Raw genomic sequence first — 16,669 nt, forward strand, 5'->3', positions numbered from 1 at the left:
CGCAGCTTTTTCCTGTGGACTACTTTGTTCAGGAGAGATTTTTCTGGTATTTATCTGGTATTGTTTATTCTTGTATTTCCGCAAATAAACCGTAAGGCTTGAGTAAGTCTCCCGGTTTAAGGTTTGCGCTATTCCTTGTTGGTGATTTCAATCAGATTATAAAAACTGGAGACAATCATGTCAGACCATGACACTGCAACTTCCGAAGTAAAAGCTGAATCCCGCGTTTTCCCGCCTCCTGCAGCATTTGCCGCGAATGCCACGATTTCCGGCATGGATGCCTACCATGCCTTGTGCCAAGAGGCTGAAGCCGACTACGAAGGTTTCTGGGCAAAACTGGCACGGGAAAATCTGCACTGGCATAAGCCATTTGAGACGGTGCTGGATGAATCGGATGCTCCTTTATACAAGTGGTTTGACGATGGCCTGATGAATGTCTCCTACAATTGCCTTGATGTGAATTTGCAGAAAGGGCTGGGGGACAAAGTTGCCTTGATTTTTGAGGCGGATGGTGGCGAGGTCACACGCGTCACTTATAAGGAATTGCACCGGAAAGTCTGTCAGTTTGCCAATGGGCTGAAATCACTCGGTGTCGGTAAAGGTGATCGCGTAGTCATTTATATGCCGATGTCAGTCGAAGGTGTGGTCGCGATGCAGGCGTGCGCCCGTATCGGTGCAACGCATTCTGTCGTATTCGGCGGGTTTTCTGCGAAATCCCTGCATGAGCGTATCGTGGATGTGGGCGCCGTAGCCGTTATCACCGCCGACGAACAGGTGCGCGGCGGAAAACATCTTCCGCTGAAGGCAATTGTCGATGAAGCGCTTGCGCTGGGTGACTGTGAAAAAGTCAAAGATGTGGTGATTTATCAGCGTACCGGCGGTGCTGTGAATCTGGTCGAGGGACGTGATCTGTGGATGGATCAGCTTATTAACGGTCAGTCCGACCAATGCGAACCTACCTGGGTCAATGCCGAGCATCCTCTGTTTATCCTTTATACATCAGGCTCTACCGGAAAACCAAAAGGCGTTCAGCACTCTTCCGGCGGGTATCTGCTGTGGGCGATCCTGACCATGAAGTGGACCTTTGACATCAAGCCTGCCGATATTTTCTGGTGTACCGCAGATATCGGCTGGGTAACTGGTCATACGTATATTACGTATGGTCCGCTGGCAGCAGGCGCAACGGAAATTGTCTTTGAAGGTATTCCGACCTTCCCGAATGCGGGTCGTTTCTGGAGCATGATAGAAAAGCACAGGGCAACGATTTTCTATACAGCGCCGACAGCCATCCGCTCGCTGATCAAAGCAGCCGATGGCGATGCGAATATTCATCCGGATAAATTTGATCTGTCGTCATTACGCCTGCTGGGTTCTGTTGGTGAACCGATTAATCCTGAGGCGTGGATGTGGTACTACAACCATATTGGACGCGGCCAGTGTCCGATTGTGGATACCTTCTGGCAGACCGAAACCGGTGGTCACATGATGACGCCACTACCGGGTGCGACACCGCTGGTGCCCGGTTCCTGTACCTTGCCTTTACCTGGCATTATGGCGGCGATTGTTGATGAAACCGGTCACGATCTGCCAAATGGTCAGGGCGGCATCCTGGTTGTCAAGCGCCCCTGGCCTTCCATGATCCGCACGATCTGGGGTGATCCTGAACGCTTTAAAAAGAGTTATTTCCCGGAGGAGTTTGGCGGCAAGGTTTATCTGGCCGGCGATGGCGCAATCCGGAACAAGGATACGGGTTATTTCACAATTACAGGCCGGATTGACGATGTTCTGAATGTGTCGGGACACCGCATGGGAACAATGGAAATCGAATCTGCACTGGTGGCCAATCCGCTGGTTGCGGAAGCTGCGGTGGTTGGTAAGCCGGATGACACGACAGGCGAAGCGATCTGCGCATTCGTCGTGCTGAAGCGCAGCCGTCCGACTGGCGATGAAGCAAAGCAGATTGCGACGGAGTTGCGTAACTGGGTGGCAAAAGAAATTGGTCCGATTGCCAAACCAAAAGAAATCCGTTTTGGCGATAATCTGCCAAAAACACGTTCAGGCAAGATTATGCGTCGTCTGCTGCGTGTTCTGGCGAAAGGCGAGGCGATTACTCAGGATGTGTCTACACTGGAAAATCCGGCAATCCTGGAGCAGTTGAAACAGGCGCAGTAAGTCTCGCCAAAGCTGTGTTTGTAGCGAAGAAGGCGGACAGCATTGAAAGATAATGATGTCCGTATCATTACCGGTAAATAAAAAAGCACTGCATGGCAGTGCTTTTTTTATGTGGCGTTTGTTTTGTTTGTTTTGCTCAGCGGTTGGTGCGCGACATAAACACCAGGCGTTCAAACAGATGTACATCCTGCTCATTTTTCAGCAGGGCGCCATGCAGGGGAGGCACGATGGTCTTGTTATCCTTGCTGCGCAGCGCTTCGGCTGGAATATCTTCTGCCAGTAGCAATTTCAGCCAGTCAATAAATTCTGACGTGGAAGGTTTCTTTTTGAGACCAGCGACATCGCGTACCTCATAAAAAGTTTGCAGCGCATGAGTCAGCAAGTCCGCTTTCAGTCGTGGAAAGTGTACGTCCACGATTTTTTGCATTGTTTCCTTGTCCGGGAATTTAATGTAATGGAAAAAGCAGCGCCGTAAAAAAGCATCCGGCAATTCTTTTTCATTGTTGGAAGTGATAATGACTAATGGCCGATGTTTCGCACGGACCATTTCCCGCGTTTCATAAACGTAGAACTCCATCCGGTCCAGTTCGCGCAGCAAATCATTGGGAAATTCAATGTCTGCCTTGTCAATTTCGTCAATCAGCAGAACAACTGGCTGCTCAGACGTAAATGCCTGCCACAAGACGCCTTTTACAATGTAATTATGAATATCTTTCACCCGCTCGTCGCCCAGTTGTGAATCTCTGAGGCGGGAGACGGCATCGTATTCATACAGTCCCTGCTGTGCTTTAGTCGTGGATTTAATATGCCACTGCAATAAAGGCATGTTCAGCGCAGCAGCAACCTCTTCCGCGAGCATGGTTTTGCCGGTTCCGGGTTCACCCTTGATCAGCAAAGGGCGCTGCAGTTTCAAAGCGGCATTCACGGCAAGTTTTAAATCATCGGTAGCAACGTAGTTGTCTGCTCCGTCAAAGCGTGGGGAATGTGTAGTCTGCGTCATGGATCAGAATCAGGACAGGTTGATCAAAGTTTTCTGCGTATTTTCTGAGTATAAGCGAGAATTCCGGATCAGGTGAACGGATGTTCTTTTTTTACCGGTCAGGGCAGAGATGTGTGCTCTGGATGGCTGGACGAAGTGTGTCTGAACTGCAAATACTTGTCATCATTCTGCCTTTTTTTACGCTATTTTGATCTTGATCAGATAAAATGATGCGTTATGTCAAAGTGTTGTCTTCATTGATCTGTTTGTTTAATCTCTACTTGCTCCTATGAAAAAACTGTTTGCAATTCTCGCTATGGCGAGCCTCGCGCATGCTGCAGTAGCGGCAGAAGTTGTTGGCAATGCGAAAGATGCAGCCGAAAAGAAAATCGCGATGTGTATTGGTTGTCACGCGATTCCTGGCTACAAGTCTACTTTTCCAGAGGTCTACCAGGTGCCGATGATTGGCGGCCAGTCGGCAAAGTACATCGAAGGTGCACTCAAGGCCTATCAGAAAGGCGAGCGTAAGCACCCGACAATGCGTGGCATTGCCGGCAGTCTGTCCGATCAGGATGTGGCTGATCTTGCGGCATATTATTCACAACAAAAATAAAAATACAGGGGACTCATGATGAAAAAAATCTTGTTGCCGGCATTGCTTTTGTCAATATTGGCTTCCCCGGCATTTGCTGCGGGTAATGTTGAGGCTGGTAAGGCTGTTGCAGAAAAAAATAACTGTGCTTCCTGCCATGGTAAGGATTTCAGTTCACCGATCGATCCAAATTATCCGAAACTGGCGGGACAGCATGCAGATTATATTGCTGAAGCGCTGAAAGCTTATCAGCGTGGAACAGATGGGCCAAATGGTCGCGGAAATGCCATTATGGGTGCTCAGGCGAAAGCCTTGTCCAATACGGATATTCAGGATGTCGCAGCTTATCTTCACAGTCTGCCTGGCAGCCTGGTGCTGAAAAAATAAATCATTCTGACCAGCATAAAAAGGCCACGTTGAACGTGGCCTTTTTATTTTTAGCGGCAACGCATTTGCAGCGCCTCGATATACGACTGCCCATCCGGAGGGAGTCCGGTGCGTTGAGATGTCCAGATCATTTCTCCCAATGCTTCCATGATCTGATGATGTGCTTCATGTTCAGAATTGAACTGATGCGCCAGTTGCTGAAAAGCTGCCCTGACTCCCTTGGGTTGATCCACTGAAATCTGCTCGGCAATAGTCAGATGCATTGATAAATGTAAGAAGGGATTAGTTTTTCCCTGATCCACGCTGTAATCCGCCTGAAGCGCGGCCTCTGTATCAGCGAGCGCATCATGATACTCCGGATGTTGTGCTATCCAGCCTGAGGCAATGGTTTCCATTGGGGTCAAAATTCCGTGCTTCTGTGTTTTTTGATAAGTCTCACAGAAAAAGCGTCTGACGTCGTGCTGACTTGGGGTGAACATAAAATAATGACTGTAAAAAGCGAAACCGGTTGGTATTGTAAAAGGAAATCGCATTCAGGGCATGACATCAGTCGCCAATCTGTTATATTCGCCCCGAATGGATGTCCCCCATGATAAGTTCTTGAGAGAGGAAATGATATGCTGACTAAAGATGCGCTGGATACATTGTTTAATGCTGCACGTACCCATAATGGATGGCTTGATAAACCGGTATCGGATGCGCAACTGCACCAGTTGTATGATCTGATGAAATGGGGTGCCACATCGGCGAATACCTCGCCGGCCCGTATTGTCTTTGTCCGCTCCGCCGAGGAAAAACAGAAATTACTGTCCTGCATGGCGGAGGGGAATGTAGAAAAAACAAAATCTGCGCCAGTAACGGCAATCATCGGGATGGATATGGCGTTTTATGACAAGCTGCCAGTGCTGTTTCCCCACGCAGATGCACGCTCATGGTTTGTGGGGAATGCGGGTCTGATTGAGGCCACTGCTTTCCGCAATTCTTCCCTGCAAGGTGCTTACATGATGCTGGCTGCACGCGCGGTCGGGCTGGATTGCGGACCGATGTCCGGCTTTGATCCTGAAAAGATAAATGCCACTTTTTTTGCGGACAGCACAATAAAGGTGAATTTCATTTGCAACCTGGGTTACGGTAATCCTGAAAAGCTCTATCCGCGCTCCCCACGTCTGAGTTTTGATGAGGCTTGCCGTATTATCTGAGTAGTTGCCGATCGCTTTTTATTCGTCGCCCCTACGCATTATCCGGCAGGGGCGTTTTTTGTTTGAATTCACATAAATCTGCAATCATGCAGTTCCAGCATTTGGGTTTCCGGGCAATGCAGGTATAGCGGCCATGTAAAATCAGCCAGTGATGCGCATCCTGTCTGAATTCTTTCGGAACGAATTTCATCAATTTTTCTTCGACGACATCCACATTTTTACCCGGTGCCAGACCCGTGCGGTTGGCGACGCGGAAGATGTGCGTATCAACCGCAATTGTCGGTTCTCCGAATGCGGTATTCATGACGACGTTAGCAGTTTTCCTGCCAACCCCAGGCAGCGTTTCCAGCACTTCGCGGTTGCGGGGTACCTCGCCGTGGTGTTCTGTGATCAGCAGTCTGCATGTTTCAATGACGTTCTTTGCTTTGGTTCGGAACAGGCCAATCGTTTGTATATATGGAATCAGTCCGTCCACGCCAAGCGCATAGATGCTTTCCGGTGTATTAGCAACCGGATACAGCAGCCGGGTGGCTTTGTTGACCGAAACATCGGTTGCCTGTGCCGACAATAAAACAGCAATCAGTAATTCAAATGGTGAGGTGTATTCGAGTTCCGTAGTCGGGTGCGGATTGGCTTGTTGCAAGCGTGTAAAAATGGCGTGACGTTTTTCCGCATTCATGGCTCAGTTTTTCCGGATTCTGCTGCGATTTTTTTGAGGCGGGCGCGTTCAATGGCTGCCGTAATAATACTTTTTTTACGTTCTTTCGCCAGACGCTCTGCCTCATTGGATGTGGCTTCGTCCTCGAGGGCTTTTAATTTGGCAGCAGCTTTGGCAGCCAGCCGGTCTTCATTCTCGGCTTTTTCCCTGACAAGACGCCGGTTGCGGGTTTCAAACTGACGGCGGCTCTGATCTGCCAGCGGTTGAGACCAGGCAGCCCAGCCGGTTTGACCGGCAGTCACTGGCACCATGGTGATGCAATCAACCGGGCACGGAGCAACACACAGGTCGCAGCCAGTACACAGATCCGGAATGATGCTGTGCATCTGTTTCGGCGCGCCGATGATCGCATCTACCGGACAGGCCTGAATGCAGAGCGTGCATCCTATACAGTAAGCTTCTTCAATCACGGCCAGTGGCCGCTCTCGTTCTTCCCCGTGGCGGATGTTCAGAGGAATAACGGGTTGTTGCAATAATGTCGCCAGCCGGACCACGCCTTCTTGTCCACCGGGAGGGCATTGATTGTAACCAGCCGCACCGTGCGCAATGGCTGAGGCATATTCATGGCAGGAGGGGAAACCGCATTTGGTGCATTGAGTCTGCGGTAGTAGATGTTCAATTTGTGTAACGAGGGGAATAGACACAGCAATGGCGACCACAACTGAAGAAGGACAGATTATCCACTCAAATGCGGTGAATCACAAATAAAAAAGCCACCGGCCTTGCACGGTGGCTTTGCTGAAGCGGTGAGGATCAGGCGTGTTGCTTGATGAATTCTCCGATTTTCGGGCAGATAATTTCACGCCAGCGACGACCTGAGAAAATTCCATAATGCCCGCAGCCGGGGGCGACGAAATCCTGCTTCATGCTGGCAGGTATGCTGGTGCACAGTTCATGAGCGGCCTGTGTTTGTCCGGGGCCTGAGATATCGTCCAGTTCACCCTCAACAGTAAATAGCGCGACAGTTTTGATATCTTGCGGACGAACCAGTCTGCCCTCGACTTCCCAGGTGCCTTTAGGTAAGTGAAATTCCTGAAAAACGGTTTTAATTGTCTCCAGATAGTAGTCTGCCGGCATGTCCAGAACCGCATTGTATTCATCATAAAATTTACGATGTTGTTCCGCTGACTGATCATCACCTTGCACCAGATGCTGGTAGTAGTCCCAGTGGCTTTGCGCGTGGCGATCAGGATTCATTGCCACGAAGCCGGCATGTTGCAAAAAGCCGGGGTAAACTTTGCGGCCATAACCCGGGTAATTTGCCGGTACGCTGTAAATAACGGTATTTTCAAACCAAGAATATTTTTTTTCTGTGGCGAGATTATTGACCTGAGTGGGAGACTTGCGCGGGTCAATCGGTCCGCCCATCATTGTCATGGTCTTCGGCAACTTGGGGTCATTATCTGTTGCCATCAAGGCGATTGCCGCAAGTACCGGCACAGTAGGCTGGCACACGGAAATCACGTGAACATCCGGCCCGAGTTCCCGGATGAAGTCCTGTACATAGTAAATGTAGTCATGCAGGTGGAATTCACCTTCGGACAGCGGCACCATGCGCGCATCGGTCCAGTCGGTGATGTACACATCATGCTGCGGCAGCAATCCTTTGACGGTATCGCGCAGCAATGTCGCATGATGGCCTGATAATGGCGCCACTACCAGTACTTTGGGTTGTTTGAGTTTGTTGAAATCCTTGTCGTTCAAGACCTTTTTAAAGTGCAATAACTTGCAAAAAGGTTTAATGATCGCACTGATCTGGGTGACTTCGACCGTTTGTTTATCTATGGTCGTTGAGGTAATGCCAAATTCGGGTTTTTCGTAATCTTTTCCCAAACGAAACATCAGTTCATATCCGGCGGCAATTCTCTGTGCATACGGAGTGTGTGCAAGCGGGGAAATCGGGTTCGTGAATAATTTGGAAGACGCTTCCGCCCATTGGGTTAATGGATTCAGAAAAGCACGATTCAATTCATGGAGTTGATAGAGCATGATGATATCTTCCTAGGAAACACGAGAATTCCGTTGAGTAACAGATTGATATGACAACAGCGTTGTACGTTGTCTTTTTGCTACACGTACAAATATTGACCTGTATTGCAATGCATCATAAACCAGATTTTATATTTTTGTGCTTGTGGATGTTGCGGATCGTTACCTTCATGCAAATTAATGTTAAATAATTGGTTAAAATGTAATCCTGCTAAATATCAGGCAAACTGGCAAATACCGTTCTGGATAGAGGATTCGTGAAGTATGGGCAATGATTTTGAACTTTCCGATGCTCAGATGCGTGAGAGTTGTTTTGCAGCATTTGACCTGATGCGGGACTCGCCGGAAGAAGGGCGCATCATTGCATCCCGGTTGCGGCAAAGCGCCGTGAGTCACCGCTTGCCCGTCATGGGAACTTTTGCCGAGTTGTTGTTTGCTTTCGCGGATTTCTTTGATGGGCGCCTGGCTCAGGCCGAGCCTGAGTTTGAGCGTATATCCGTTATGTTTGAGCTGGTTGGTGATAAAGAGGGGCTGGCATTTTCCATGCTGGGTACGGTGGCAGTCTGGCGCCGGCACGGTATGTCGGAGCAGGCGTATTCGTTATGTCACACCAAAATTTTGCCTCTCTTACCAGAAGGGGATCACCGCCTGTCGGTGCTGATTTTTAATCTTCTTGGCATCTTATCGCAGGAGCTGGGTTTTACCGAAGAGGGCATCCGGCATTTCTACATGGCTCTTGAGCAGGCGCAGCGCCTGAATATCCTGAACCGGGTTTCTCAGGTGATGGCTAATCTGGGAGAGATTTTTTATATCTCCGGTAATGCTGAAGATGCAGAGCCACTGTTGCAGGAGGCGCGGGCGATTGCGATTCAGTCGAATGAGCGCTGGCTGGCACCATTTATTTCAACCATGTATGCATTATGCAAAATTGCACTGGATAAATATGAGGAGGCCTACCTCGGGATTGTTGACTATATCGGTGAAAACAGCCAGGCGCATTATCCGGACGCCGCCAGTCGTGCTTTCTGTTTTTCGATTGCAGCCTATACGCTGGCTATGCGCGGACAGCTCGAAGAGGCTGATCGTTTAAATGCCATTGCCCAGAACCTGAGTGACAGCTATGAGGATAAACCCTTAAAGCCTTATACCCGATGGGTCAGCGGGCATCTGCACTGGCGTCACAAACGTTTTCCTGAGGCAATTCATGATCTGCGTCGCGCGATTGATGAAAATGGCATTCAGGGATACATCTACATTCCATTGCGCGCCATCCGGGAATTAATCGATATTTTTGCTGAGCTGGGGCAGTGGGAAGAAGGATTTAAGGAACAGCAGCGTTACCTGGAATTATTTGCCAAAGCGCAGGGGCAGGCCACGCGCGTGCATGTGCAGACTCTGCGTATTAAAAATGAACTGAAGCAGGCGGAGTTGGCGCGCCGTTTGGCTGAAGACGCGATGGCGGAACGCAGGGCGCTGGACGTTGAATTGAAGAGAATGCTGTCCGAGCGCGAAACAATTCTGGAAAATTCGATCGTCGGGATGGTATTTCTGAATAATCAGGGCCGGGTACAATGGGCTAATACACCGCTTTGCCAAATTTTTCGTGTGGATCGCGGGCAGATTCTGGGCGCATCACTGGAACCTTATTACCCTTCCAGGACATCGTATCTTGAATCGGGAGAAGCGGTCAGTGCTGCGGTACTCAGAGGTGAGTCGTTTGAGGCTGAATTACAGATGCGTCGTGCAGATGGCGATTTGTTCTGGGCACACTTTTCCGGACGAGCTGTTGATCAAAATGATCTTTCGCATGGAACGGTATGGGTTGTCATGGATATTTCTGCCCGTCGCCAGCTTGAAGCAGATTTGAACAGGTCTGAGAAGCATTATCGCCAACTGGTGAATCATGCGTCTGAAGGCATCATGGTCGTCCAGAATCAGAAAATTGTTTTTGCCAATCCTCAGATATATAAGTTGACTGCACGCGAACCGGATTCTCTGCTGGCACACAACTTTGCTGACCTGATTTTTGAAGGCGACCGTTTGGCGGTACAGGATTATGATCTGCGTTGTTTGAGGGGGGAAATGGTTGCCCCGCATTTTCAATGCCGGATGCTGAATCCTGCGGTCGAAAAAATGAGCTGGGTGGAATTATCTTCTGTACTGATCGACTGGGAGGGGCAACCTGCCAATTTATCCTTCATTTCCGATGTCACCGAGCGCAAATGTCTGGAGCTGCAGTTACAACAGAGTATGGCTGAACAGATGCGTTTGCAGACCATACAGATGCAGAATGAGTTAAAAGAGGCAGAGCGGGCACGCCGTCATGCAGAGGAAAGCACGGAGGCAAAGTCTATCTTCCTGGCGAATATGAGCCATGAAATCCGTACTCCTATGAACGCCATCATCGGTATGGCACATCTGGCGCTCAGAACCGAATTAAGCCCGAAACAAAAAGATTATCTGGAGAAGATTCATCAGGCCGGCTTGTCGCTGATGGGCGTCATTAACGACATTCTGGATTTTTCCAAAGTCGAAGCGGGAAAGCTGCATATTGAAAATACAGTATTTAACCTCGATGAGGTTCTGGAAAATGTGTGCGCAATTACCGCAGATAAAGCCTATGAAAAAGGACTGGAGCTGATTTTCGATGTCCCGCAGCAAATCCCTCGCGCCTTATGTGGTGATGCGCTGCGCCTGGGACAGATATTGATCAATCTGATTAATAATGCAGTCAAATTTACTCAGCATGGTGAAGTGTATGTCAGATGCCGGCATCAGGTAGTGAGCGAGGGACAGCTGCAGCTTCAATTTGAGATACGCGATACCGGTATCGGCATGACGCCGGAGCAAATGCAGCGCTTATTTCAGCCATTCAGCCAGGCGGATGAATCTACCACCCGGAAATTTGGCGGCACAGGTCTTGGTCTGTCAATTTCCCGGCGTGTCGTTGAATTGATGGGTGGTCAGATTAATCTGGAAAGTGAATCCGGGCTTGGAACCTGTGTCCGTTTTTACCTGGGTTTTGGTTTGTCCCCTGATGTCAGGACTCCGGCACATACTGAGTTGATCCGTCATAAACGGATTCTGATTGTTGATGATAATGCGCTTGCCGCCAACGTGTTACGTGATGAATTGGAGTTATTGGGAGCACGCGTTGATGTGGCGCAGGAAGCTGCTCCCGCGATTCAAATGATGCAGATTGTGGATAACGACGATCCTTATGATCTGGTGTTTGTGGATCTGAATATGCCGGCAATGGATGGTCTGACATGGATTGACACCCTGAAGCGCGGACAGTTGCTTGAGACTATGCCTGCATTTGTCCTGATGGGAATGCATGGACGGGAAGAGGCGAGTCATAGGGCTGACGTGATGATGCCTGATGCATTTTTACCTAAACCGGTTCGATTTATCCAGGTCCTGGATTGTATAACGGCCTTGTATTCGAAGCCATTAGAGAAGCCCGGACATAAGCAGGCGATCAGGGTTCCTCAATATGCAGGACTACGCGTTTTACTGGCCGAGGACAATCAGATGAATCAGCAGATTGCCTGTGAACTGATGGAGGCGGGCGGTATTCAGGTGGATGTCGCTGAAAATGGCGAAGCTGCACTGGAAATGCTGCTCCAGGAACATCCGGATTATTACGGGATGGTGTTCATGGACGTGCAGATGCCGGTACTGGATGGTCATGACGCCACACGAATGATACGTAGCCGGCCTGCCTACGAGGGGCTGCCGATTGTCGCCATGACTGCGCACGCCATGCTGGACGAGATTGCACGTTGCAAAGAATCTGGCATGAGCGCACATCTGGCCAAGCCCATCACCCCTGCAGCGCTGTACGACATGATTTCGCACTGGTGTCCTCAGTTTATCACGGAAAATACAGTGCTGACCGCTGAAGATGTCGCGGGAAATCATGTGCTGTCCATCGAGATGGTCGATGTGGACGAAGGCCTGCAGCGCACACTGGGAAATGCAGATTTATACATGGAATTGCTGAGGCGTTTTTGTGACGATCAGCATGATGCTGTTGCGAAGGCAGTCCAGATGCATCAGGCGGGTGATCAGGAGCAGGCCGAACGGCTGATTCATACTTTAAAAGGTGTCGCTGCATTGATTGCCGCCACAACTGTACGGCAGGAAGCGGATGTGCTGGAGCAGTATTTGCGGGCGCGGGAATATGGTTTGCATGTCGACCGGCAGTTTCAATTATGTGATTTGCAGCTGCAGAAAACCCGTGCTTCAATTCAAGTTTTTTTAGGAAAGCAATTTCGTGACACCGTGACGCAGGATGCCACGGGTTCTCCGCAGGTTTATCAGCGCCAGATTCTATTGAGTACTTTGCGGCAATGTGAGCAGTTGTTAAGCGAATACGATGGGGAGGCGGTCGATTTTCTGGTGGAGTCTTCGGATGTGATTGTCCAGGCACTCGGAGCCGAGTTGCATAAGCAGATCATGCGGGCCGCGAAACAATTCGACTTTGATCTTGCGCTAAATTATCTGAGACAAGGAATAGCGCAGCATGGTCTCAGCGAGGCAACGGTGCGTCACACGTAACGTACTAGAAGCAAAACCTGACATATTTTGAAAATAACAAAAACATGAGCCATCCAATATCCACGGAGTTAACTGGCGATAGCCGACCGGTAATCCTGATTGTTGACGATACACCCGATAATATTTCCCTGTTATCAGGTTTATTAAAGGAGCAGTACAAAGTCAGGATCGCCACCAGTGGTGTGAAGGCTTTGCAGATCGCAGGGCAGAGACCGCATCCTGATCTGATTTTGCTGGATGTGATGATGCCGGAAATGGATGGTTATGAAACTTGCCGGCGCCTGAAATCTGAGCTGGTGACAGCAGATATTCCGGTAATTTTCCTGACGGCGCGCAGTCAGGCAAAGGATGAGGAACTGGGACTGCGCTTGGGGGCCGTGGATTATATCGGTAAGCCGATCAGTCCTGCGATTGTTCAGGCGCGGGTGGCAACGCAGCTGAATCTGATCCGTGCGCGCCAGCTATTGCGCAATCAGAATGTCTATCTGGAACGTCTGGTGGAGAAGCGGACCGAGGAGTTGGGGCGTTTGCAGGACGCCATCATCATGGCAATGGCGCTGTTGGGGGAGGCGCGTGATAATGAAACTGCCAGCCATATCCGGCGCACACAGGCCTATGTGACATTGCTGGCACATCAGCTGAGCCAGCATCCGCGCTTTTGTCATGAGCTGTCCGAAGCCAATATCACGTTGCTGTATAAATCAGCGCCCTTGCATGACATTGGGAAGATTGGTATTCCGGATAGCGTCTTGTTGAAAGAGGGAAAATTGACGCCGGAAGAATTCGATCTGATGAAGCAGCATACCTGGCACGGTCGTGAAACGATTTTATCGGTCGAAAAGTATCTGGGGGGCAGTAATGAGTTTTTAAGATTTGCCCGTGAAATTACGTATTCGCATCAGGAAAAATGGGATGGCACGGGTTATCCCGAAGGCTTGTGTGGTGAGCAGATTCCGGTTTCAGCGCGCATTATGGCGGTAGCTGATGCTTATGATGCCCTGATCTCCGAGCGCGATTACGATGGCACTTACACGCATGCCGAAGCCATCGTTCAGATCCAGGAGGCGCGCGGACGACACTTTGATCCTGATGTCGTGGATGCTTTTCTGGTAGTTGCTGACGACTTCGCGGAAATCGCAAAAACTTACCACGATTCTCAACCGGACTGACGATGTGTAAATAGCCTGATTGACCAGCTGTAAAAAAAGCGCGAAGGATGCTTCGCGCTTTTTTTATGGGGCAGAGCCGGGCTTAATCAAATACTGGTGTATCGACACCAAGAATCTTATGCAGCTTCGGAGAAGTCGTGGTGTACTGCATGTGAATTTTCTTTTCAGGGAAAATATACGGTGCAGCACCAAATGCGGCCAGTGCGGCTTCGTGGAAGCCGGACAGGATCAGTTTTTTCTTACCGGGGTAAGTGTTGATGTCACCAACGGCGAAAATACCTGGCACATTAGTTTCAAACTTTTCAGTGTCCATGACTTTCAACTGCTTGCGCTCAATCTCCAGACCCCATTCTGCGATTGGTCCGAGCTTTGGAGACAGGCCGAAAAATACCAGCAAAGTATCTAATGGCATGCGGCGTGTTACACCGTCAGCACCGGTTACCTTGATTTCTGAAAGCTGGTCATCCTTTGTCTCAATGCCGGTCACCTGGCCGATGGTCAGTTGCATTTCATAGTTGTCACACAGCTCTTTCATCTTGGCGACGGATGCCGGTGCAGCACGGAAATCTTCGCGGCGATGAAGCAGAACCACAGATTCAGCCTTGCCAACCAGATTCAGCGCCCAGTCCAGTGCTGAGTCGCCGCCGCCGCAGATTACCAGGTTTTTGCCATGAAACTGGCTTGGATCCTTGACGCGGTAAAAAACCTGCTTTCCTTCAAATGCCTCAATGCCTTCTACTTTCAAAGTGCGTGGCTGGAAAGAGCCAACGCCAGCAGCGATGAAGATCGTCTTGGTGATGAAACGCGTACCTGTGGATGTTTCCACGTCAAAACGCGAATCTTCGCGGCGTTGCACCAGTGTGACTTCCTGACCGAGATGGAATGTTGGTTCAAACGGTTCAATCTGTTTGAGCAGGTTGTCAGTCAGTTCCTGACCTGTGCAGACCGGAACGGCCGGGATGTCGTAAATCGGCTTGTCCGGATACAGCTCCACACATTGTCCGCCGACCACAGGCAAAGAGTCGATAACGTGGGCTTTGATTTCGAGCAGGCCCAGTTCGAATACCTGAAACAGGCCAACCGGACCTGCACCAATGATGACGGCATCCGCTTCGATTACGCCATTTGCCTGAGTAGTTTGTTTATTTTCCATACGACGAGTCATTTCTGATAATGCTTAAATTGAGTACATCAGTTGCTGCTGGCAGCCGGACTGATTATGGACGTTCCAGATATTGCAGCTTATCTTTCACGTCTTTCCAGTCATCCGCGTCCGGCAACGGCGCAACGGTTTTGGTAATGGATGGCCAGTTGCGCGTCAGTTCGGCATTGATCTTGATGAACTTGATCTGATCAGACGGCACATCTTCTTCGGCAAAAATAGCGTTTGCCGGGCACTCAGCCACACAGACGGCGCAATCGATGCATTCATCAGGATCGATAACGAGAAAATTGGGGCCAGCACGGAAGCAGTCCACTGGGCAGACATCCACGCAATCGGTATAGCGGCAGCGGATGCAGGATTCGGTCACAACGTGGGTCATAACAGTCCAATCTAAAAAATTCGGGGTTTCGGTGCAGTCGGATGGCAGAAAAAGCTGACCAAGGCTGCAAAGCCTTGTATTTTAAGGCAATTTAACCGTTCTCACAAATCAGGCTTATATCATTTGCGCATAAGCAAATACGGACTGAGGTGTCGGATGGATGCCGGCTTTCTGCAAGAAGGATTATCCAGTATGAAATTGTAATCAAAATTTCCTGGCCAGACTTTGATGTGTGTCACTACTGATGAAATTCATCATCCAGAATAATGACAGAGATGAAATTTTTGATCTCAGTGGCAGAAATGCGGAAAAATTCCTTTTCGGCGTTAATATCTTTTTCCAAATTATTTTTTCTGCTTAGGGAGCATGTATGAAACCAGCCATCTTGGTAGCGCGTGCCGTTTTTCCACAGGTACTGGAGCGTTTGCGCCAGTATTTTGAAGTTGAATCCAATCAGGATGATCACATTTTAACGCCAGCAGAGCTGGCTACCCGGTTGCAGGGAAAGCAGGGCGCTTTAACGACAGCCAGTGCGCGGATTAATGAAGACCTGTTGCAGCAAGTATCTGGCCTGAAAATGGTCGCCAACATGGCGGTCGGCTATGACAATATTGATCTGGCCGCTTGTCATGCACACGGTGTGATGGCCAGTAATACGCCGGATGTGCTGAACGAGACGACGGCGGATTTCGGGTGGGCGTTGATGATGGCTGCAGCACGCCGAATTACTGAGGCTGAGCACTGGTTGCGGGAGGGGAAATGGACGAAATGGCGTTATGATTATTTTCTCGGCCCCGATCTGCATGGTGCCACGTTAGGTATTATCGGCATGGGACGTATCGGCCAGGCGATTGCCCGGCGTTCGATGGGGTTTAATATGAAAGTCCTGTATCACAACCGTTCCCGTCTGAGTCCGGAACAGGAGCTGGCAGCCAATCATGCCGTTTATGCCGGGAAAGAGGAGCTGTTACGTCAGGCTGACCATGTGATTCTGGTGCTGCCTTACTCACCTGCATCGCACCATACCATTGGTGCGGCCGAACTGGGAATGATGAAGCCGACCGCAACCCTGACCAATCTGGCGCGTGGCGGAATTGTCGATGATGCCGCCTTGATTGCTGCGTTAAAAGTAAAGCAGATTGCTTCGGCTGGTCTGGATGTCTTTGAAAATGAACCAAAGTTTCATCCGGACTTTTTAACCCTCGATAATGTGGTCTTGACCCCCCACATTGCCAGCGCATCGGAAAAAACGCGGCTGGCAATGGCGCAATGTGCAGCAGATAATCTGATTGCCGGATTGACCGGTGCCACGCCACCGAACCTGCTGACACTGAAATAATCGACGGCCGGCCCGGCT

General features: G+C 49.8%; 14 protein-coding genes. 7 read left to right on the forward strand and 7 right to left on the reverse strand.

The window, feature by feature from the left end:
- Nucleotides 1-177 precede the first annotated feature (177 nt).
- Nucleotides 178-2,172 carry an acetate--CoA ligase gene (gene acs, locus H8K27_RS06680; RefSeq protein ID WP_186862389.1) on the forward strand — a complete coding sequence of 665 codons (1,995 nt, stop codon included), beginning with the start codon at nucleotides 178-180 and terminating at the stop codon, nucleotides 2,170-2,172.
- 136 nt (nucleotides 2,173-2,308) lie between these two features.
- On the opposite strand, the gene H8K27_RS06685 is transcribed toward acs, so the two are convergent.
- Nucleotides 2,309-3,172: an AAA family ATPase gene (locus tag H8K27_RS06685; RefSeq protein WP_176802143.1), complete on the reverse strand. Its 864-nt coding sequence runs from the start codon at nucleotides 3,170-3,172 to the stop codon at nucleotides 2,309-2,311.
- A 268-nt stretch (nucleotides 3,173-3,440) separates the two neighbouring features.
- Here H8K27_RS06685 and H8K27_RS06690 point away from each other — a divergent pair, with 268 nt between their 5' ends.
- On the forward strand, nucleotides 3,441-3,764 hold the full coding sequence (locus tag H8K27_RS06690) for a c-type cytochrome (protein ID WP_186862390.1): 324 nt from the start codon (nucleotides 3,441-3,443) through the stop codon (nucleotides 3,762-3,764).
- A gap of 18 nt (nucleotides 3,765-3,782) precedes the next feature.
- A complete protein-coding gene (locus H8K27_RS06695) occupies nucleotides 3,783-4,130 on the forward strand; it encodes a c-type cytochrome (protein WP_186862705.1) in 348 nt (115 codons plus the stop codon).
- A 50-nt stretch (nucleotides 4,131-4,180) separates the two neighbouring features.
- Here the strand turns inward: H8K27_RS06695 and H8K27_RS06700 are convergent, their stop codons facing one another.
- The gene (locus tag H8K27_RS06700) at nucleotides 4,181-4,609 is read right to left on the reverse strand and encodes a DUF1841 family protein (RefSeq protein ID WP_186862391.1); all 429 of its coding nucleotides are present in this window, start codon (nucleotides 4,607-4,609) and stop codon (nucleotides 4,181-4,183) included.
- A gap of 138 nt (nucleotides 4,610-4,747) precedes the next feature.
- Here H8K27_RS06700 and H8K27_RS06705 point away from each other — a divergent pair, with 138 nt between their 5' ends.
- Nucleotides 4,748-5,329 carry a malonic semialdehyde reductase gene (locus H8K27_RS06705; RefSeq protein ID WP_186862392.1) on the forward strand — a complete coding sequence of 194 codons (582 nt, stop codon included), beginning with the start codon at nucleotides 4,748-4,750 and terminating at the stop codon, nucleotides 5,327-5,329.
- A gap of 31 nt (nucleotides 5,330-5,360) precedes the next feature.
- Here the strand turns inward: H8K27_RS06705 and nth are convergent, their stop codons facing one another.
- The 3 genes from nth to H8K27_RS06720 form a co-directional block, all read right to left on the reverse strand.
- Nucleotides 5,361-6,008 (reverse strand): endonuclease III, encoded by a 648-nt coding sequence (gene nth / locus H8K27_RS06710; protein WP_186862393.1) that lies wholly within the window; start codon nucleotides 6,006-6,008, stop codon nucleotides 5,361-5,363.
- Entirely contained in the window at nucleotides 6,005-6,691 is a 687-nt protein-coding gene (rsxB, locus tag H8K27_RS06715; protein ID WP_329604351.1) for an electron transport complex subunit RsxB, read from the reverse strand. Before rsxB ends, nth begins: the two co-directional genes overlap by 4 nt.
- Before the next feature lie 109 nt (nucleotides 6,692-6,800).
- On the reverse strand, nucleotides 6,801-8,036 hold the full coding sequence (locus H8K27_RS06720; RefSeq protein WP_186862394.1) for a polyhydroxyalkanoate depolymerase: 1,236 nt from the start codon (nucleotides 8,034-8,036) through the stop codon (nucleotides 6,801-6,803).
- Nucleotides 8,037-8,300: 264 nt separating this feature from the next.
- Between H8K27_RS06720 and H8K27_RS06725 the strand changes: the two genes are divergently transcribed.
- Nucleotides 8,301-12,599 (forward strand): response regulator, encoded by a 4,299-nt coding sequence (locus H8K27_RS06725; protein WP_186862395.1) that lies wholly within the window; start codon nucleotides 8,301-8,303, stop codon nucleotides 12,597-12,599.
- Between the two features lie 44 nt (nucleotides 12,600-12,643).
- Nucleotides 12,644-13,768: a response regulator gene (locus H8K27_RS06730; RefSeq protein ID WP_186862396.1), complete on the forward strand. Its 1,125-nt coding sequence runs from the start codon at nucleotides 12,644-12,646 to the stop codon at nucleotides 13,766-13,768.
- Nucleotides 13,769-13,850: 82 nt separating this feature from the next.
- Here the strand turns inward: H8K27_RS06730 and H8K27_RS06735 are convergent, their stop codons facing one another.
- A complete protein-coding gene (locus H8K27_RS06735) occupies nucleotides 13,851-14,921 on the reverse strand; it encodes an NAD(P)/FAD-dependent oxidoreductase (protein WP_176802135.1) in 1,071 nt (356 codons plus the stop codon).
- 64 nt (nucleotides 14,922-14,985) lie between these two features.
- On the reverse strand, nucleotides 14,986-15,312 hold the full coding sequence (gene fdxA / locus H8K27_RS06740; protein ID WP_186862397.1) for a ferredoxin FdxA: 327 nt from the start codon (nucleotides 15,310-15,312) through the stop codon (nucleotides 14,986-14,988).
- A gap of 370 nt (nucleotides 15,313-15,682) precedes the next feature.
- Between fdxA and H8K27_RS06745 the strand changes: the two genes are divergently transcribed.
- On the forward strand, nucleotides 15,683-16,651 hold the full coding sequence (locus tag H8K27_RS06745) for a 2-hydroxyacid dehydrogenase (protein WP_186862398.1): 969 nt from the start codon (nucleotides 15,683-15,685) through the stop codon (nucleotides 16,649-16,651).
- The last annotated feature ends 18 nt before the right edge of the window (nucleotides 16,652-16,669 follow it).

The organism is Cognatundibacterium griseum (assembly GCF_014284195.1).
In the GTDB taxonomy this organism is placed as follows: Bacteria; Pseudomonadota; Gammaproteobacteria; order Burkholderiales; family Burkholderiaceae_D; genus Undibacterium; species Undibacterium griseum.